At 44.2% G+C, this 19,960-nt stretch carries 11 protein-coding genes, 1 pseudogene and 1 riboswitch; of the genes and pseudogenes, 9 read left to right on the top strand and 3 right to left on the bottom strand.

Features of this window, described 5'->3' with window-relative positions; translation table 11 throughout:
* Positions 1–167 precede the first annotated feature (167 nt).
* Positions 168–2,783 carry a glucosidase gene (locus QZ735_RS06780; protein ID WP_294245970.1) on the bottom strand — a complete coding sequence of 872 codons (2,616 nt, stop codon included), beginning with the start codon at positions 2,781–2,783 and terminating at the stop codon, positions 168–170.
* A gap of 186 nt (positions 2,784–2,969) precedes the next feature.
* A riboswitch (SAM riboswitch) is annotated at positions 2,970–3,077 on the top strand.
* A gap of 58 nt (positions 3,078–3,135) precedes the next feature.
* On the opposite strand from QZ735_RS06780, the pseudogene QZ735_RS06775 reads away from it, so the two are divergent.
* From QZ735_RS06775 to metF, 7 genes and pseudogenes are all read left to right on the top strand, one after another.
* A pseudogene (locus tag QZ735_RS06775) lies at positions 3,136–5,680 on the top strand (alpha/beta fold hydrolase).
* Between the two features lie 222 nt (positions 5,681–5,902).
* A complete protein-coding gene (locus tag QZ735_RS06770) occupies positions 5,903–7,063 on the top strand; it encodes an O-succinylhomoserine sulfhydrylase (protein ID WP_294245968.1) in 1,161 nt (386 codons plus the stop codon).
* 143 nt (positions 7,064–7,206) lie between these two features.
* Complete coding sequence (tnpA, locus tag QZ735_RS06765) at positions 7,207–7,659, top strand: IS200/IS605 family transposase (protein ID WP_294245963.1); 453 nt, start codon at positions 7,207–7,209, stop codon at positions 7,657–7,659.
* A gap of 102 nt (positions 7,660–7,761) precedes the next feature.
* Positions 7,762–8,772, top strand: coding sequence for a homocysteine S-methyltransferase family protein (locus QZ735_RS06760; RefSeq protein WP_294245960.1), 1,011 nt, complete (start codon positions 7,762–7,764; stop codon positions 8,770–8,772).
* A gap of 64 nt (positions 8,773–8,836) precedes the next feature.
* Entirely contained in the window at positions 8,837–9,928 is a 1,092-nt protein-coding gene (locus tag QZ735_RS06755) for a fatty acid desaturase (RefSeq protein WP_294245957.1), read from the top strand.
* A 7-nt stretch (positions 9,929–9,935) separates the two neighbouring features.
* Positions 9,936–12,596: a methionine synthase gene (metH, locus tag QZ735_RS06750; protein WP_294245954.1), complete on the top strand. Its 2,661-nt coding sequence runs from the start codon at positions 9,936–9,938 to the stop codon at positions 12,594–12,596.
* 110 nt (positions 12,597–12,706) lie between these two features.
* Positions 12,707–13,666 carry a methylenetetrahydrofolate reductase [NAD(P)H] gene (gene metF / locus QZ735_RS06745; protein ID WP_294245952.1) on the top strand — a complete coding sequence of 320 codons (960 nt, stop codon included), beginning with the start codon at positions 12,707–12,709 and terminating at the stop codon, positions 13,664–13,666.
* Positions 13,667–14,046: 380 nt separating this feature from the next.
* On the opposite strand, the gene QZ735_RS06740 is transcribed toward metF, so the two are convergent.
* Together QZ735_RS06740 and QZ735_RS06735 are read right to left on the bottom strand one after the other, a co-directional pair.
* A complete protein-coding gene (locus QZ735_RS06740) occupies positions 14,047–14,532 on the bottom strand; it encodes a hypothetical protein (RefSeq protein WP_294245950.1) in 486 nt (161 codons plus the stop codon).
* A 10-nt stretch (positions 14,533–14,542) separates the two neighbouring features.
* Entirely contained in the window at positions 14,543–15,697 is a 1,155-nt protein-coding gene (locus tag QZ735_RS06735; protein WP_294245948.1) for a hypothetical protein, read from the bottom strand.
* Positions 15,698–15,795: 98 nt separating this feature from the next.
* On the opposite strand from QZ735_RS06735, the gene folE reads away from it, so the two are divergent.
* On the top strand, positions 15,796–16,461 hold the full coding sequence (folE, locus tag QZ735_RS06730; RefSeq protein WP_294245947.1) for a GTP cyclohydrolase I FolE: 666 nt from the start codon (positions 15,796–15,798) through the stop codon (positions 16,459–16,461).
* A 262-nt stretch (positions 16,462–16,723) separates the two neighbouring features.
* Complete coding sequence (gene cysS / locus QZ735_RS06725; protein ID WP_294245946.1) at positions 16,724–18,190, top strand: cysteine--tRNA ligase; 1,467 nt, start codon at positions 16,724–16,726, stop codon at positions 18,188–18,190.
* The last annotated feature ends 1,770 nt before the right edge of the window (positions 18,191–19,960 follow it).

Raw genomic sequence — 19,960 nt, 5'->3', positions numbered from 1 at the left:
ATTATATTTATTGATAAATTTAGTATGGATTGCAGGATGGGGTGTATAATCGTTATCTGGGGTGGATTTAGGCTATGATTTATTGTTTAATGATGGATATGATTAATATATACCGCAATATAAAAAGCCTTCCGGTAAAGGAAGGCTTTTGTAGTTATAATTACATTTTATAAGGGTAATCTGGGCTTCAGCAGCTTGGCTACCGTTGCCGTCCATCCGGTTTGATGGGAGGCGCCTACGCCCCGGCCATTATCCCCATGGAAATATTCAAAGAAAGTAATATAATCTTTAAAGTTCTCATCATAATTGAATTTGGCATTTCCTCCGTTGAACGGTCTTTGTCCCACCTCGTCTTTCAGGAAGATAGAGCAGAGGCGGTTGCTGATATTCTGGGCAACATCGTCCAGGTTTTTCAGGTCGCCGCTTCCGGTGGGTAATTCCACCTTAAGGCTGTTGCCATAATAAAAATGAAAACGCTGCAGGCTTTCCACAATCAGGAAATTAATCGGGAACCAGATCGGCCCTCTCCAGTTGCTGTTTCCTCCGAACATCCGGCTGTCGCTTTCTGCGGGTGTATAATATACTACGTTCTGGGTTCCGTGTACCGAAAATACAAAAGGGTTTTCTTCATATACTTTAGACATGGCACGGATTCCGTAATCACTCAGGAATTCCTTTTCATCCAGCATCCGGTTCAATACTTTCGTCAGCCGGGTCTTCCGCAGGATACTCATCAGGTGTTTCCTGCCCTGGCCTTCTTCTTCCCAGTGGGAAACCAGTTTGGTGAGTTCAGGCTTGTTCTTCAGGACCCAATCCATTCTTTCTACAAAATTGGGCATTTTATCCAGCAGGTGGTGATCGATGATTTCCACGGCAAACATCGGAATCAGCCCCACGATGCTGCGCAGCTTTAAGGATACGCTGTCGCCGTCTCCAAGTTGAAGGACATCATAGAAAAACCCGTCTTCTTCATTCCAGAGGCCCTTGGTACCGTCACCGAGGTTTTCCATGGCTTCAGCAATATAAAGGTAGTGTTCGAAGAATTTAATCGCCATGTCTTCATATACCTGATAATACTGGGCGAGTTCCATGGCAATCCTCATCATGTTCAGGGCATACATGGCCATCCAGCTGGTACCGTCGGCCTGTTCAAGGTGCTGGCCGTCTTTCAGGACCATATTCCGGTCGAAGGCCCCGATATTATCCAGCCCCAGAAATCCGCCGCCGAAGATATTTTTGCCGTTCTTATCCTTGCGGTTGACCCACCATGTGAAATTAAGAAGCAGTTTCTGGAAAACTTTTTCCAGGAACAGCAGATCCGGCTTGCCGCTCTGTTTTTCATCAATTTTAAAGACCCGGAAGCAGGACCAGGCATGTACCGGCGGATTTACGTCGCTCAGGTTCCACTCATAGGCAGGAAGCTGGCCGTTCGGGTGCATATACCACTCCTTTGTCAGGAGAAGCAATTGGCCCTTGGCAAATTCAGCATCAATAAGGGCAAACGGAACGCAATGAAAGGCAAGATCCCAGGTAGCATACCATGGATATTCCCATTTGTCAGGCATGGAAATGATGTCTTTGTTATGAAGATGGTTCCATTCCGTATTCCTTACATAATGACCAAAATCACGGGGTGCTTCATAGTTCGGGTCTCCTTTCAGCCACTTTCCAACGTTATAATGGTAAAACTGCTTGTTCCACAATAATCCGGCAAATGCCTGCCGCTGCACGTTTTTCTCGTCTTCATCCGGCACATCGTGCTGAATCTCATGGTAAAATTCATTGGCTTCTTCAATCCTTTTTCCGAGAATTTCATCGAACTGCTGAAACGGATCATCAGACTCCTGCGGCGACAGCCTGAAATCAAATGTCCTGGAACTTCCGGCCGGAATCATTTCATCGATGATAAAAGAAGCTTTGCTGCCTCTTTTTTCAGGATTTACGGTATTGCTGCCATAAATGATATAGTCGTTGATTCCGTCTTTAAAATATGTATTCCCCGGATATGGGGTGCCGTGCAGTTTGGGATTGTTGGTCTCATTGTCGCAGAATGCACTTTCCGCATTCCTGTTTCTGGAATAGAATTTTTTGATGGCAACGCTGTCATGGCTGATGTTGATGCAGCCTTCATGGGACGCATGGGTCTGTCCCTGATAGGTATTGTATCCCCATGCCCAGTTGTTTCTGAACCATACGGTGGGAGCGATGACAATGGGAGCATCAGCATTGCTCCGGTTGCAGACGGTAATCCGGACCAGGAAATCATTATAATCGGCTTTGGCATATTCAGTGAAAATATCAAAATATTCGTCATTGTCGAAAATTCCGGTATCGAATATTTCGTATTCCGGCTGTTTCTTGCTGCGCCTGGCGTTTTCGGCGCGGATGTCGTCATAAGGAAATTCATTGATCGGGTATTTGTACAGCATCTTCATATAGCTGTGCGTAGGGGTGTTATCCAGATAGTAGAAAATCTCCTTGATATCTTCTCCGTGGTTGCCCTGGGGATTGCTGAGCCCGAAAAACCGCTCTTTTACGATCTTATCTTTCTTGTTCCAGAACGAGAGGGCAAAGCAGAAGAGCTGCTTGGCATCGGAAATTCCGGCAATCCCTTCTTCACCCCAGCGGTATGCATAGCTTTCCGCATTATTATGGTTGGCAAAATTCCAGGCATCGCCGTTGGGGCTGTAATCTTCCCGTACATTTCCCCATTGTCTGTTGCTCACATAAGGGCCCCAGTTTTTCCAGTCTGTATCTTGTAATCTTTGTCTTTCGGCAATCATATTGGTCACTTTTCATTACGAAGTTAGTTTTTTTGTTAAAAAGTTCCAACTTCATGTCTCTGAAATATCATTAATATATCAGGCCAAACCATCTGCAGAAGGGGCATTGTATATTAAATTAAATTTTTATGAAAAAATAAAATAAAAATTCTATCTTTGCACCATTCGTTCATTTACATATTGAAAATGTTATCAAGAAAGGTTGAGGGATTAGACCCGATGAAACCTTAGCAACCCTTTGCGCATGCAATGAAGGTGCTACGTTCTACCAGAATTATTTTGGACAGATAACCTACTGAAGTTCTTTTCAGCCATTTCCTGTGGCATTTTCAATGATATTAATACAATAGAATTGAAGACAGAACTTAAACATATCCATTTTTCGTATACCACCCGTTCCGGTAAGGAATACAGCATCCCGTTAAGCTATCAGTTGTTCGGGAAAGCTCTTTTTTCTGCCCCCGTTGTCTTGGTGAACCATGCCTTAACCGGAAATTCAGATGTAGCCGGTGAAAAAGGATGGTGGCAACAGCTGATCGGTGATGGTAAAACCATCGATACCCGGAAATATACCGTTCTGTGCTTCAATATTCCCGGAAACGGGTATGACGGGCTCCTGTGGGAACAATACGAAGACTTTACCCCGGCAGATATGGCCTCCATTTTCCTGAAAGGCCTGGAATGCCTCAGCATCGGGAAGGTTCATGCCCTGATCGGAGGATCGCTGGGCGGAGGGATCGGCTGGGAAATGCTGTCCCGGGCCCCGGAACTTGCCAGCATTTTCATTCCCATTGCCTGTGATTACAGAACACACGACTGGCTCCATGCACAGTGCCTTGTCCAGAAATTTTTATTGCAACAACACGATCAGCCGCTGCAGAAAGCACGCATCCATGCCATGCTTTGCTACAGAACTCCCGAATCCCTTAACCAAAGGTTCCGGAACCGGTACAATAATGAAAAAGGGCGGCTGGAATCCGAAGACTGGCTTGTGTACCATGGAAATGCCCTGAATGAAAGGTTTGCCGTACAGGCTTACCGGCTCATGAACCATCTTCTGATGAACATCAATACCGGCGAAAAGACCCTGAACTGTATCAAAGCAGAAATACATCTGGTCTCAGTGGATACGGATCTTTTTTTTCCGGCTCCGGAAATCCGGATGTGCTATGAAAGACTGGCAGAAGAAAAAGCTGATGTCTTCTACCACGAGATCAGGTCTGTTCATGGCCATGATGCTTTTTTAATGGAATACGAACAATTAAATACCATCATCAGGAATATTTTATAGAAGAAGAAATGCTGCAGAATTTCACCTTGCTAAAATATCAGATTAAATACGTAAAACAATGAATACAAAAAACAATATACACGAAATAAAATTTTTAAAGCACCGGTCTATCATCAAATTTGAAGGCGAAGATTTCCTGGGTGAAATAGGGATAGACGGCCGTATTTTTAAAGCCCTTACGCTGGCGCGCATCAGTGTGGGTGTTATTTCCCAGCAGGCCATTGAGAACGGGCTTTCCATTCTGGTACAGGAAAAAGACTCTGAGAAAGCCGTGAACTGCCTGATCGATGAATTTGAAACTGAACGGAAATCCGGGAAAGTGTCCCAGATCTACAGCATCAATAATGTTTCGGTACTGGGTTTTGTTACTGATGATTTTAATAAAATCCTTTCGGAACTGGCAAGGAACAATGTATTTCCGTTGTTGCTTAACCAGAATGCAGCCGAAAAAAGGGTGAACATCGTAGTAACGTCATCCCAGGACGAAAAAGCGAAAAACATCATCGAATCCGAAATATCAAAAAAACCGAAAACAGTACATCTGGCAATCATCGGTCACGGAAACGTTGGAAAAACCCTGATTGAGCAGGTGCTTGCCTCTTCTGAAGAGATCAAGAGAAGGAAGAAAGTGGACCTGAAAGTAGTTGCTGTTGCCAATTCAAGGAAAATAGCTTTCAATAAAAAAGGGTTCGGAAACAGCTGGAAGGATGAGGTGGAAGCAGCAGAACACCCGTCCCATGTGGAGGCACTGATTCATTTCTCGAAAGCAAATCAGCTGGAAAACCTGATTGTAGTGGACAACACCGCCAGCACAGAGTTCGTTAAAAATTACCATACACTGGCCGAAAACGGCTTTGACCTGGTGTCTTCCAACAAGATATTTAATACGCTGCCCATTGAAGAATACCGTAAACTAAGATATACGTTGAACAAAAACAACCGCCGGTACCTTTATGAAACCAATGTCGGAGCAGGTTTGCCGCTGATTGATACCATCAAGCTCCTCCATCTTTCAGGGGAAAATATTACCCGGATCAAAGGCGTGTTTTCGGGAACGCTGAGCTATGTTTTCAACAATTTTTCCTTACGGGATGATAAATTCTCGGTCATTATCAACGAAGCACTGGAAAAAGGGTATACCGAACCTGATCCCAGGGAAGACCTCTCCGGAAATGACGTGGCCAGGAAACTCCTTATCCTCGCCCGGGAACTGGATCTCATCAATGAATTTAAAGATATCAGAATACAGAACCTCGTTCCGGATCCGCTGCTTTCCGTCTCCAGAGCGGAATTCCTGTCGAGGCTGGAAGAACTGGATGGTCAATATCAGGAGCTTAAAGAGAATCAGGAACCCGGTCATGTGCTGAGATATGTCGGGGACCTTCACGGAGATTTGCAGAAAGACAAGGGCGAACTGGATGTAAACCTGATCTCGGTCCCTGCAGGATCTGCTTTAGGGCAATTGAAAGGCTCAGATTCTATCTTCGAAATTTACACTGAAAGCTACGGTGAAAACCCGATCGTCATCATGGGTGCCGGAGCCGGGGCGAAAGTGACGGCCAGAGGCGTATTCGGCGATATATTAAGACTGAGTGAAACGAAATAATTAATATACAATATAATAATATAACAATCTAACAATGTAATAATATATCAATAGAACAATATAGCAATCTGCAAACGGGGAAGTATATGATATGGGCTCAGTGTAAATTAAATATACTCCTCATTGGATCATCAATACACTGAGGCATTAAAACATTGGTACACTGCTATATTGATACATTGATAAATTGGTCACTGCTGCATTGGTAAATTTAAATAGAATATGGAAAATTTTGAAACCCTTGCCATAAGAACTCAGACGGAGAGAACTCAGTTTGATGAGCATTCGACGCCGCTTTTCCTGACTTCGAGTTTCGTATTTGAAGATGCGGAAGATATGCGGGCCAGCTTTGCGGAAGAAAAAACAAAAAACCTGTACAGCCGGTTTTCCAATCCGAACGTTACGGAATTCACTGAAAAAATTACGAAAATGGAAGGCGCTGAGGCCGGATATGCTTTTGCTACGGGAATGGCTGCTATTTATTCCACCTTCGCCACCCTGCTGAATGCCGGCGATCACGTGGTGAGCTGCCAGTCGGTATTCGGGTCTACCCATACGCTGTTTACCAAATATTTTCCGAAATGGAATATTGAAACCACGTATTTCAAGGCGGAAGATGCCGGAAACGTGGAGCAGCATATCCGGCCCAATACAAAGATACTCTACCTGGAAACACCTACCAATCCGGCAATCGAGGTACTGGACCTGGAGTTTTTCGGACAGATCGCGAAGAAGCACAACCTCATCTTCATTGTGGATAATTGCTTTGCAACCCCCTATCTGCAGCAGCCGGTAAAATACGGTGCCGATATCGTAGTGCATTCCGCAACGAAACTGATTGATGGGCAGGGCAGGGTGCTGGGCGGCGTAGCAGTCGGCAGGGAAGACCTGATCCGGGAAATCTATCTCTTCGCAAGGAATACAGGACCGGCGATGTCTCCTTTCAATGCCTGGGTGCTTTCCAAAAGTCTTGAAACCCTTGCCGTACGGGTGGAAAAACATTGCGAAAATGCCCTGAAGGTAGCTGAGTTTTTAGAGAGCCATCCGAAGGTGGAATTGGTGAAATATCCGTTCCTGAAATCTCATCCGAGCTATGAAATTGCCAAAAAACAGATGAGACTGGGTGGAAATATTGTGGCCTTCGAAATCAAAGGCGGCATTGAAGGCGGGAGGAATTTCTTGAATCAGATTAAAATGTGCTCGCTTTCTGCCAATCTGGGAGATACCCGGACCATCGTAACGCATCCTGCCTCAACTACCCATTCCAAACTGACGGATGAGGAACGGAACGAGGTGGGAATTACAGCAGGCCTGGTCCGCTGCTCCGTAGGCCTGGAGCACGTGGACGATATCATTGCGGATCTGAAACAGGCACTGGATTAATTCAATAACCAGCCCTGAAAGGGCGGAATCAACAGCCTGCGGAATAACCGTAGGTATAAAATAAAATGTAAAGAAGCAAAGCCCTGAAAAGGTGAAATCACCAGCCTATGGTGTAGCCGTAGGTATAAAATAAAAATTAGAACATGCCACAATCTCTGAATAAAATTTATATCCATATCGTATTCAGTACAAAAAACAGAAAACCTCTTATTTCTGATGATATTAAGGAGGAACTGTTTAACTACTTAGGCGGCATATGTAAAAATTTGGAATGCAATCCGATCCAGGTTGGGGGCTATAAGGACCATATTCATATTTTATGTTTGTTATCAAAGAAAATTACTTTGATTAAATTATTGGAAGAATTAAAGTCTTCTTCATCCAAATGGATGAAAACCAAAGATGTGAAATTCTCTTCTTTCTATTGGCAAAGCGGTTATGGCGTATTTTCAGTGAACCCTACGGAAATTGACATTGTTACAGATTATATTCAGAGACAGGAAGAGCATCACAAAGTAAAAAGTTTCCAGGAGGAATACAGGGCTTTTTTAAATAAATACAGGATGGAATATAATGAAGAATATGTGTGGGATTAATGATCTCGCCCTTTCAGGGCTTAAGAATGACAGATGAATAATTAAACATTGGGCTTTACCCAATGCTAATGATACAGCCCTTTCAGGGCAAAAATTAAAGGAATGAAAAACTCAGAACAACTATATAAAGCTTTATCGGAAAGAATTTTAATTCTGGACGGAGCCATGGGCACCATGCTTCAACGGTACAAATTTGAAGAAGAAGACTACCGCGGCGAGCGTTTCAAAAACTGGGAATACCCGGTAAAGGGAAACAATGATCTGTTGTCCCTTACCCAACCCCATGCCATTGAAGAAGTGCATAAGAAATACCTGGAAGCCGGAGCCGATATTATCGAAACCAATACCTTTTCGGGAACTACGATTGCGATGGCAGACTACCACATGGAAGACCTGGTGTATGATTTAAACTATGAATCGGCAAAAATCGCTAGAAAAGCCTGTGATGAATATACCGCTAAAAATCCTGACAAACCGAGATTTGTTGCCGGCTCCATTGGTCCCACCAACAGGACGGCAAGCCTGAGCCCGGATGTGAATGATCCCGGCTACAGGGCCATTACTTTCGAAGAATTGCGGGTTGCCTATAAACAGCAGTGTGAAGCTTTGCTGGACGGTGGTTCTGATATCCTGCTAGTAGAAACAATTTTCGATACTTTAAATGCCAAGGCCGCACTTTTTGCGATCGACGAACTTCAGGACGAAAGAGGACTCCGGATCCCGATTATGGTTTCAGGAACCATCACCGATGCCTCAGGAAGAACGCTGAGCGGGCAGACCGCGGAGGCTTTTCTCATCTCGGTTTCGCACCTGAATCTGCTGAGCGTAGGTTTTAATTGCGCCCTGGGAGCCAGTCAGCTGACTCCTTACCTGGAAACGCTGGCCCACAATTCGGAATTCCATGTTTCCGCTTATCCGAATGCCGGCCTGCCGAATGCTTTCGGGCAATACGATGAATCACCGGAATTTATGGCCGAACAGATCCGTGAATATGCCGAAAAAGGTCTGATCAATATTATCGGCGGATGCTGTGGTACGACACCGGAGCACATCCGCGCCATAGCTGAACTGGTGAAAAATTACAGCCCTAGAAAAGTAAAGACGTTTGTATGATTTTTGTTTGATGAAGTGAACGGTTAAATAATCAATCAACCCTACATACATCAAACAAATTTCTATGGAAAAGCCTATTTATTTAAAAGATTCAGATGATGCGAAACTATTTAATGAATTAAGAAAAAGAGTGAACCGACGTGTAGAAGCCATTCCTGAAAACAGGGACCTGTATATTCAGCTCAAAGCCATTATTTTGCCTTTGCTCTATTTCGGGCTGTATGCTTTTGCACTCATCAGTGCAGAAAACACCTGGATTTATATCCTGAGTTTCATGCTGATGGGGATTTCATTGGTGCTGATCTACCTGAACCTGATCCATGAAGCTGCCCATAACAATATTTTTAAAAATAAAAAGCTGAATATGGCGGTTCTGCAGATCTTTGATTTTGTGGGCGCCAATTCCTATATCTGGAAAAAGAGGCATATTGCGAGTCATCATGCTTACCCTAATGTTGACGGTTGGGATACTGACATAGAGCAGAGCGGACTGCTATTGATCGTTCCCTGGATTAAAGCAAAGGGAATACAGAAGCATCAGCACCGGTTTTTTTTCCTGGTGTATCCGTTATATCTGTTCAACTGGATGTTCATCAGGGATTTCAGGGATTTCTTCGATAAAGACCGTGTCATCCTGAAGACCCAGGGTGCCATTCCGGTAAAAGAGAAAATAAAAATGGTTGCCTTTAAGCTTTTTTACTTTTTCTACCAGATCGGGATTCCGGTACTGTTCTTTAAAGTATCTGTAGGGCTGGCGGTGGGAGCATGGTTCCTGCAGGTTATTGTAGCCAGCATTTTTGCACTGTTTGTATTGCTGCCGCTGCATCCGCTGCCGGATAATGCTTTTCCGAAACTGGATGAAAAGAACGGTCTGCCATTCAGCTGGATCCGCCATCAGCTGGAAGTCACCAATGATCTCACCAATAACAACTGGTTGATCAGGAATGTCCTGGGGAATTTCAATTTCCACGTCGCCCATCATCTTTTCCCGAATTACAGTTATCTGTATTATAATGAGATTACGGAGGAAATCGAAGCTTTTTCAAAAGAACATGGTCTTGCATACAAAAGATTTCCCATAACGACTGCTCTGGGCAAGCATGTGAACTTGCTGAAGCAGAATGCGAATAACGCATACTATATTTTAGAAGAATAAAAAATTGATGAAATATCTAAGATTATCGGGGCTGGAGCCTTTGATTATTACACCGGAAAGTAATTTTATCAACGTTGGGGAAAGAACCAATGTTGCCGGGTCAAAAAAATTTTTACGATTAATAAAAGAAGAAAAATTCGGTGAGGCACTGGATATTGCGCGTCACCAGGTGGAAGGAGGAGCCCAGATCCTGGACGTTAATTTTGATGACGGACTGATCGACGGGAAAGCCTCCATGATCAGGTTTTTGAATTTAATTGCTTCCGAGCCCGATATTTCAAGGATTCCGCTCATGATCGATTCCTCGAAATGGGAAATCCTCGAAGCCGGATTGCAGGTAGCACAGGGAAAATGCGTGGTTAACTCCATCAGCCTGAAAGGAGGTGAGGAAGAATTTATTAAACAGGCCAAAGCCATCAAGCGGTACGGAGCTGCTGTAATTGTTATGGCTTTCGATGAAGTCGGGCAGGCGGATACTTACGAAAGAAGAATCGAAATCTCAAAACGTTCTTATGATATTTTGGTAAACCGGCTCAATTTCCCGGCAGAAGATATCATTTTCGATTTGAATATATTTCCTGTAGCAACAGGAATGGATGAACACCGCAGGAATGCCATCGATTTCATTGAGGCAACACGCTGGGTTCGCCAGAATTTACCCTATGCATCAGTAAGCGGCGGGGTAAGCAATGTTTCCTTTTCCTTCCGGGGAAATGATACGGTAAGGGAGGCCATGCACTCGGTATTTCTGTATCATGCGATTCAGGCGGGAATGAATATGGGGATCGTAAATCCGGCCATGCTTGAAGTGTACGATGAAATCAACAAAGAGCTTCTGGAACTGGTAGAGGATGTAATCCTAGATAAAAGGGAAGATGCTACCGAAAGGCTGCTGGAGTATTCTGAAAAGCATAAATCCGTCAAGAAGGAAAAAGTTGAAGAACTTGAATGGCGAACCAAATCTTTGCAGGAAAGGATTACCCATTCTCTGGTAAAGGGAATCGACCGCTTTATTGAAGAAGATGTGGAAGAAGCCCGTCAGCAGGCAGAAAAGCCGCTGCATGTGATTGAAGTTAACCTGATGACCGGAATGGGCGTTGTCGGGGATCTCTTCGGAAGCGGTAAGATGTTTCTGCCGCAGGTGGTAAAATCGGCACGGGTCATGAAGAAAGCCGTTGCCTATCTTCAGCCGTTCATTGAAGCAGAAAAGGACGGAACCCGTCCGGCCAATGGAAAAATCCTCATGGCTACCGTAAAAGGAGATGTCCACGACATCGGAAAAAATATCGTAAGCGTGGTGCTGGGCTGTAACAACTATGAGATTGTAGACCTCGGGGTAATGGTTCCTGCTGAAAAAATCATCCAGGCGGCTATTGAACACCAGGTTGACGTTATCGGACTCAGCGGGCTGATTACCCCTAGCCTGGATGAAATGGTTTATATTGCTTCCGAACTGGAAAGACAGAACCTGAATTTCCCGCTGCTGATCGGGGGAGCCACGACTTCAAAAGCCCATACGGCTGTAAAGATCGATCTTAAATATAAAAACGCAGTCGTCCATGTAAATGATGCCTCACGTGCCGTAAACGTAGTGAGTTCATTGTTGGGGGATCGTAATAAAGAATACGTTGAAGACCTGAAAAACGATTATTCGGATTTCCGCGAAAAATTCCTGAACCGGCAGGTCGATAAAGACTATGTTCCCATCGGAGAAGCCCGCAAGAATAAATATAAAATCGATTGGGAAAATGAAGAAATCTTTAGTCCGAACCAATTGGGGATAACCGTGGTGGAAAGCCAGGACCTTAAAGAGCTGCTGCCGTTTATCGACTGGTCTCCGTTCTTCAGGAGCTGGGACCTGCATGGCAAATATCCGGATATCCTGGAGGATGAAGTGGTGGGGGCTCAGGCAAAAGAACTTTTCAGGGATGCACAGGTGATCCTGAAACGGATTCTGGATGAAAAGCTATTGACGGCAAAAGCCATTTTCGGTATTTTCAGGGCAAATGCTACCGATACGGATGATATTCTGATCTTTGATGAACACGGAGAACAGCACGTAAAGTTCATTACCCTCCGGCAGCAGGCCCAGCGTTCCAAAGGAAAAGATTATCTGGCTCTGAGCGATTTTATTGCGCCTCAGACTTCCGGGAAGACCGATTATATGGGAGCGTTCTGTGTAACTACCGGTTTTGGTACCGATGAGCTGGCGGAAGAATATGAAAAAGCCCATGACGATTACAATGCCATCATGGTAAAAGCGCTGGCCGACCGTTTTGCAGAAGCTTATGCTGAATTTCTCCACAAAAAAGTGAGGACCGAATATTGGGGCTATGCCAACCAGGAAAACCTGAGCAATGAAGAGCTCATAGCCGAAAAATACAAAGGAATCCGGCCGGCTCCTGGATATCCGGCCTGCCCGGATCACCTGGAAAAACACGCCATCTGGGATCTTTTAGGAGTAGAGGAAAAAATTGGTGTCTACTTAACGGAAAGCCTGGCCATGTTCCCTACGGCTTCAGTCTCGGGATATTATTTCGGAAGCCCGCACGCCAAATATTTCGGATTGGGGAAAATCGCGGAAGACCAGCTGAAAGACTATTCCGCAAGGAAAGGAATTTCCCTTCAGGAAGCAAGAAAATGGCTGTCACCGAACCTGGCGGATTAGGCTGCAAGACAAAACAGAATATTGTGGAGAAAAGAAAGTTTTTCCTGTACTCAAATCAAATTAAAACTAAACAAAATTAAAAGGTTGCTGCATTTCGCACATCATTTACAATGAAAATCACAGACCACATAAAAAAAGCAAACGGAAAACCATTGTTCTCGCTTGAGGTAGTTCCGCCGCAGAAAGGAATCGGGATCGAAGACCTCTACCGGAATATTGATCCGCTCATGGAATTCAAGCCTCCTTTCATCGACGTAACGACTTCCCGGGAAGAATATATTTATATCGATAAAGGCAATGGACTGATGGAACGCCGGATTACCAGGATGCGCCCCGGAACGCTGGGGATCTGCGCCGCCATTCAGCATAAATATGGAGTCGATACCGTGCCGCACCTGCTGTGCGGAGGCTTTACCAAAGAAGAAACCGAATACCTGCTGGTCGACTGTATGTATCTGGGTATTGATAATGTCATGGCCCTGAGAGGCGATGCCATGAAAGGACACCAGTATTTTGAACCTACTGCCGGCGGCCATGCCAGTGCTATGGACCTCGTCCACCAGATCAACAACCTGGGCCGCGGGAAATACCTGCACAATGAGGAAAAAGAATGTGAGGAACACAATAAATTCTGCATCGGAGTGGCTGGCTATCCCGAAAAACATATGGAAGCCCCGTCTATGAACTATGACCTTAAATGGCTGAAGCAGAAAGTAGACGCCGGAGCAGATTATATTGTAACCCAGATGTTTTTCGACAATAAAAAATACAAGGAATTTGTTCAGAAAGCCCGAGAAATGGGAATCACCGTACCCATTATCCCCGGAATAAAACCCATTGCCACCAAGAAACACCTGAAAATACTGCCGCAAATTTTTAAAATTGACCTTCCGGAAGAGCTCATCAACGAAGTGGAAAAAGCGAAGAACAATGAGGCGGTAAAGCAGATTGGTATTGAATGGGCCATCAACCAATGTAAAGAACTGTTGGATTTTCAGGTTCCTGTCCTGCATTTTTATTCCATGGGTAAAAGTGACAACATCAAGAAAGTCGCCGGAGCGCTATTTTAATCCCATACAATAGTATTTAATTTACAGGCCCTGCCACGAGCAGGGTTTTTTCTATATATAGAATACGATGGTCTTTTCAATCCGATTTTCCAGAGCGATTTTAGCGATGCAGCAGATTGCAGCATTGTAGCTATGGCTGATTTTTTTCTTTTGCCTTGAAGCAAAAGAAACAAAAATTCAAGACTTGGATCTCTCCGCTAAAAATCATCAGTTTCCCCTGAAATTCCCAAAACTTGCGCGAATTGGCAATTGGGCTTTAGTTCAGCATTGGTATCGCGCTTCGGACAGTGGGAATTTCTTAACGGAGAAAATGATGATTTTCTTTACGCTTCGATTTCCTGTGTCGATTCTGGGCTAAACAATAGCATACTCCAATATCACTAGTTTTGATTCTGATACTGTACCAGCCTCTCAAAAACACTTCTCGTTGTAGGCTTTGATGCATCGGTATTGAAAATAAACATTCCGCTTTCAATATTGAAAAAGTATTTGGCCTGCCTGTCTTCAATAGAAAACCATTTCAACAGCCCGTTGACGATATTCACATCCACCCACTCGATGGAACATTCATCCAGATCAAAGGTATGGGGATGTTGATGCAGCGTATCTGCAAAACGGATTGTTCTCCCTTCCACATAAATCATCCCGCTTCCCTGGAAAGCTTTGATTTTGAAAAATTCATGTTGGGCATTTCCGGTATTGTACCGCACAAAAGCATAATATTCCGGAACACCGGTTTCTTCCAGAAGGGCCTGCTGCTTCTTTTTGCGGCTTCGGGCAGCGATATAGGCAATCAGGAAAACGATCCCGGGAATCAGCAGGATCAGGAATAAACAGAAGAGAAAAAAGAAAATCAGTGAACCCATGGTTTTTTAATTATAATTCGGGATGTCTTTCAAAGGATTGATTGCGGTCAAACAGATACCGGTACGTCGCAAGCTTCCGGGTTACCGTAGTGTCCAGGTTTTCGGCGATTCTGATCATTTTAGGATTGAAATCACCGATCCACTGCAGTTCGGTCACCTTGAAATCCGTATGTTTTCTCAGGTGTTGCGTGCCTTCCCAGATCATGTAGCCTTCAATTCCCTTTTTTTGCCACTCCGGTACCACACCAAAAACCAGGCCGACCATCTTTTCGTTTTTTGTAAATTTTTTCACCCAAAGAAACTTCAGCTTTTCCCAGATTCCGAATTTCCCGTTGAGGTATTTGAACCATTGGTTCAGGTCCGGAAGATTCATCCACATCGCAATCGGCTTCTCATTTTCGTACACAAACCATGAGATATGCTCGTTCAGAATCGGTTTCATCGTACCGAACATTTTCAGAACTTTGGATTCTGTAAGCTGTTTGCCCTCGCCATGGGAAGCCCAGGCCTTGTTATAAATTTCCGTAAAATCCGACGCAAATTTTTTCAGGTTGTTTTTCTTCATCGGTTGGGCGGAGATCGCAGGATTGCGCCGGTGTTTGGTATGCATCAGCGTGAAGACCCGGGAAACCTCGGCAAAAATCGGCCGCGAAAAGCACAGTTGTTCAAAATAAACCCTAAATCCGTAATTTTCCAGCAGGCTTTTATAATAGGGAAAATTATAGTTCATCCCGTAGAGCGGTTCGATGAACCCGTCTGTAAGCAGGCCCCAGAATTTGTCGCGTTCCCCGAAATTAATCGGTCCGTCCATGGCTTCTATTCCTCTTTCCTGAAGCCAGCTTTTGCAGTGGTCAAAAATAAAATCTGCTGTCGTCTGGTCATCAATACAATCGAAAAAGCCAATGCCCCCGGTAGGTTGCTTCTGTACATACAGCCGGTTGATAAACACGGCCACTTTTCCTATGGTTTTCTCATTTTTATCTTTAAAGAGAAAGCGGGTACATTCGCCGTTTTTGAAAAACTTGTTTTTAGCGGGATCAAAGACTTCTTCAATGTCTTTGTCCAAAGGTCTGATGTAATTCTTGTCGTGTCGGTAAAGTCTTGCCGGAAATTCTAAAAATTCCTTTTTCTGGGTTTTGTTTTGTACCGCTTCAGCAATAATCATAGCATAAAATGATAGTAAAGATGAAAGATAATGTTTTTCATCCGAATTAAATATGACGAACAGATTTTATCCGTATTTTTGTCGCAAATTAAATAAAAATGGTTGATTTTACCGATAACGACGATGATATTTTCACAGGAAAAGAACATACGCCTATACGAGAAGATGCTTTTGATAAATCGCCAGAAGAAAAGATAGAAAAAATTACGGAGCTTTTTGCAGAAATCATGCAAACCCTGGGGATGGATATGACGGATGATTCACTGAAAGACTCTCCGAGAAGAGTGGCCAAGATGTATGTAAATGAGATCTTCGGCGGGCTGCTGCCGGAAAACAAGCCGGGCATTTCTACCTTCTCCAATAAATACAAATACCGCCAGATGCTGGTGGAAAAAGACATCACCGTCTATTCGTTCTGTGAGCACCACTTCCTGCCGATTATCGGACGGGCCCATGTAGCTTACATTTCCAATGGTGAAGTAATCGGACTGTCCAAAATCAACAGGATTGTGGATTATTATGCCAAACGTCCGCAGGTACAGGAAAGGCTCACCATGCAGATCGTGGATGCACTCAAAGAAGCGCTGGGGACCAAGGATGTGGCCTGTATCATCGATGCCAAGCACCTTTGTGTCAACTGCCGCGGAATAAAAGACACGGCCAGTTCTACCATCACTGCGGAACTGAGCGGGATTTTCAGGACCAACCCGATTACCCGGCAGGAATTCCTGCATTACGTAGGCAGCCATGCGAAACTGGACTAAAGAAATAAAGTGATCCGTCAGTTATGAAGAATATCGGATTATTCAGATACGGTAAGAATTCGTATATTGAGACAGCTTTATATAATAGGCTCACTTGAATAGAGGCTGTTAATAGGCAGTGATTACCAGAAATATAAGCGATGATAAAATTTAAAAACATTTCAAGTAAAATTTTTATTACAACCATTATCTGTTGTGAAAGGTTTGTATTGAATTAATTTGAAAAAATCATGTATCAATCATCACTATCACTCATAAAACCATGCAATTAAAAATATACAACTCGCTTACGGGCGAAAAAGAAATATTTAAACCGATTCTGGAAGGAAACGTTGGAATGTATGTCTGCGGACCTACGGTGTACAGCAATGTCCATTTGGGAAACGTAAGGACTTTCCTTTCCTTCGACTTTATTTACAGAAGCCTTAGCCACCTCGGCTATAAAGTGCGCTATGTCAGGAATATTACCGATGCCGGCCACCTTACCGATGACGGAGATGTGAACAACGACCGCTTTGTAAAGCAGACGCGCCTCGAAAAGCTGGAACCGATGGAAATCGTGCAGAAATATACGGTGGATTTCCATAAGGTGCTGGAAATGTTCAACCTGCTGCCACCGAATATCGAGCCTACCGCAACCGGCCATATCGTAGAACAGATCGAACTTACCCAGAAGCTGATCGAAAGAGGATTTGCCTATGAAAGTAACGGCTCGGTTTACTTTGATGTGCTGGAATACAACAGGAGAGGCCTGAACTACGGGGAACTCTCCAAAAGAAATATTGAAGAACTTTTTGCCAATACCCGCGATCTCGACGGCCAGGGGGAAAAGAAAAATCCGCAGGATTTTGCCCTTTGGAAAAAAGCTTCGCCTGCACATATCATGAGATGGAACTCGCCTTGGGGGGAAGGTTTCCCTGGATGGCACCTTGAATGTACCGCCATGAGTACGAAATACCTGGGTGAAACCTTCGATATTCACGGTGGAGGGATGGACCTGAAGTTCCCGCACCACGAATGTGAAATTGCACAGGGAAAGGCTTGTAATGATGCCTCGCCGGTAAATTACTGGATGCATGCCAACATGCTGACCATGAACTCCCAGCGGATGAGCAAGTCTACCGGAAACTATATCCTGCCGATGCAGCTCGTAACCGGAGAAAATGATTTCTTCGAAAAACCTTTCCACCCGTCGATTGTACGGTTCTGTTTTCTGCAGGCCCATTACAGAAGCGTGCTGGACATTTCCAATGATGCCATGATAGCCAGTGAAAAAGGTTTCATGCGGTTGATGGAAGCTGTAAAAGTGCTGGATACCATTACTCCGGATGATAAAAAGCCGTCGGGTTTCAGCTTCGAGGACTGGAAAACCAAAGCTTATGAAGCGCTTAGTGATGATTTTAATTCCCCGGTGCTCATTGCCCATCTGTTTGAAGTCGTAAAATATATCTTTGCGCTGAATGACGGCAAAGAAACCATCTCTGCAAAAGACCTGGAAGAGCTGAAATCAACGCTTCATGCACTGATCTTCGATGTCTTGGGCTTGCAGACCATCGAAGAAAACAACAACGAAAAGCTGGATCAGACCCTGAAAGTCCTCATTGAACTCAGGAACCAGGCCAGAAAAGCCAAAAACTTTGAACTCTCAGACCAGATCCGTGATAAGCTGCTTGCAGAAGGCATCGAATTGAAAGATGGAAGAGACGGCACTTCCTATGTATTAAGCTAAGAATACATGTACAGAACATAGCTCCCGCAGGTGATAGCGGCAATACAGATTTCCGGAAAATTTGTCTGCCCGTAACCTGTGGGAGTTTTTTGTGTAAAAAAATCATTTACCGGTAGTCTGTTCTATCTCCTGGTCACGCCGGTCTCCGGTTTACAATAATAATGATCTTCTCTCCTTATTATTCCATCATCTGCATTGATATTTTATATGTATAGGATGAGGCTTACAATTACCTTCCGCTTTCCAACCCTTCACCTTCCTGCTTTTTCACTCCTATTTTTTTCAAGAGCTTTTTCACGCTATCCGCTCATACTCCTCGCGCCGGGCTTCTGCAAACCTTTCCAGCACCAAACCCATCTGTCTCCGCCGCTTGTCCACTGCCTGCTGTGGGGTAACCGCTTCTATCGTGGCTAGGCAAGGGCGGGGAGTACGGTCTTTTGTCTAAAGTTCACCCGGAATATCTTGGACAGACTTTTTGTAAATTGTTGTAAAATTCATCAGCCTTCTCTTCCTTTTTAAAAAAAGCCTGCTGCTTGCTAGTTATAAAGGATATGTAATGACGATAATTGAGATAGAGATAAAAGAAGCTATTCTGTAATTTCATCTTATATATAGGTATAAGCATCATACCATGTCTCAAAATAGAGTATAGGTATATATACTATATGATACCCTCATTCAATTCCTTGATTCCATATTGCATTAGACACATCCTGATCCGGTCATCCTTACCATACAACAGTCAACAAACCTTCAGGGTTTTCAAAACCCTGAAGGTTTAGAAGCCATTCACCGGCTATTCTTCCATCCTATACCATCTGCAGCATCCCATACCGTTCACCTCCTTTTTCCCTCCAGCCCCGAATGTGCCTAATCACCATAGCGCCGGTTGAAGCTGAGACTGGAGACACCACTGGCAAGCAATCCGGTGGGGCTAAATAGAATTTCAGCGCACGAATCATTCGTGCAATTTATTATATCAGCATTCTATCTTTTACGACATCCAGCCCCGAAGGGGCTGAATACCCATAGCCCCGGGCGGAGCCCGGGGTCATAAACACCCACCCATCCATCAACCCTGAAGGGATTGAATCATCCCGGCGCGCACCATCCGTACGAATCCTGTCCACCAAATCATATTATAACAAATAACCAAATAAGACAAGACAAGACAAGACAAGACAAGACAAGACAAGACAAGACAAGACAAGACAAGACAAGACAAGACAAGACAAGAAAAATCCTTTCAAATCTCCTACTGCTTTGTCTCCAGCCAACAAACCTTCAAGGTTTTGAAAACCTTGAAGGTTTAGAACCATCCCTGCGAATCTCTTCAGAACAATAATGCCCGTTATGTAAAATTAGATTGTCCGCTTTGCTAACCCATGAACTTTTAAACGGTACATTTTTGCACGCTTTTTGTATTTCCGTTTCCCATTCTTATTAAAATAACCGGATTCCCCAGTCTTTCCATCTGTATTATCTGGATTTTTAACCCTGTCTTCCCCTCTTTCCGGGCCTTTTTTCTGCTTTCCGCCTCCGTTTTCCCTTTGACCTGCATCCCTGTGGAAAACTCCAATTCCAGGGTAACGGCTGTTCTGCCAGTGACCTAGGCCCTTGATTTACCCACAATCGGGATTTTGTGTTAACTTTTTGTTACATAAACTTGCGTGGGAAGAAGCAAGTCTCTATCTTTGCCCCACTGAAAAACGAAAGGAAGTCAGTCAGGCGCAGAAGAGCTTTTGGATAAGCAGATTACTTTTAAGAAAA

The sequence above is a fragment of the uncultured Chryseobacterium sp. genome (assembly GCF_913776365.1).
Taxonomy (GTDB): domain Bacteria; phylum Bacteroidota; class Bacteroidia; order Flavobacteriales; family Weeksellaceae; genus Chryseobacterium.
The sequence above is the reverse complement of the archived record's forward strand: the minus strand, read 5'-3'. Positions and strand labels throughout refer to the sequence as shown.

What these genes read in the sequence shown, in the direction of transcription:
- QZ735_RS06780 (WP_294245970.1), bottom strand. Translation starts at nt 2,783, where the DNA reads ATGATTGCCGAAAGACAAAGATTACAAGATACAGACTGGAAAAACTGG.
- QZ735_RS06770 (WP_294245968.1), top strand. Translation starts at nt 5,903, where the DNA reads ATGGAAAATTTTGAAACCCTTGCCATAAGAACTCAGACGGAGAGAACT.
- tnpA (WP_294245963.1), top strand. Translation starts at nt 7,207, where the DNA reads ATGCCACAATCTCTGAATAAAATTTATATCCATATCGTATTCAGTACA.
- QZ735_RS06760 (WP_294245960.1), top strand. Translation starts at nt 7,762, where the DNA reads ATGAAAAACTCAGAACAACTATATAAAGCTTTATCGGAAAGAATTTTA.
- QZ735_RS06755 (WP_294245957.1), top strand. Translation starts at nt 8,837, where the DNA reads ATGGAAAAGCCTATTTATTTAAAAGATTCAGATGATGCGAAACTATTT.
- metH (WP_294245954.1), top strand. Translation starts at nt 9,936, where the DNA reads ATGAAATATCTAAGATTATCGGGGCTGGAGCCTTTGATTATTACACCG.
- metF (WP_294245952.1), top strand. Translation starts at nt 12,707, where the DNA reads ATGAAAATCACAGACCACATAAAAAAAGCAAACGGAAAACCATTGTTC.
- QZ735_RS06740 (WP_294245950.1), bottom strand. Translation starts at nt 14,532, where the DNA reads ATGGGTTCACTGATTTTCTTTTTTCTCTTCTGTTTATTCCTGATCCTG.
- QZ735_RS06735 (WP_294245948.1), bottom strand. Translation starts at nt 15,697, where the DNA reads ATGATTATTGCTGAAGCGGTACAAAACAAAACCCAGAAAAAGGAATTT.
- folE (WP_294245947.1), top strand. Translation starts at nt 15,796, where the DNA reads ATGGTTGATTTTACCGATAACGACGATGATATTTTCACAGGAAAAGAA.
- cysS (WP_294245946.1), top strand. Translation starts at nt 16,724, where the DNA reads ATGCAATTAAAAATATACAACTCGCTTACGGGCGAAAAAGAAATATTT.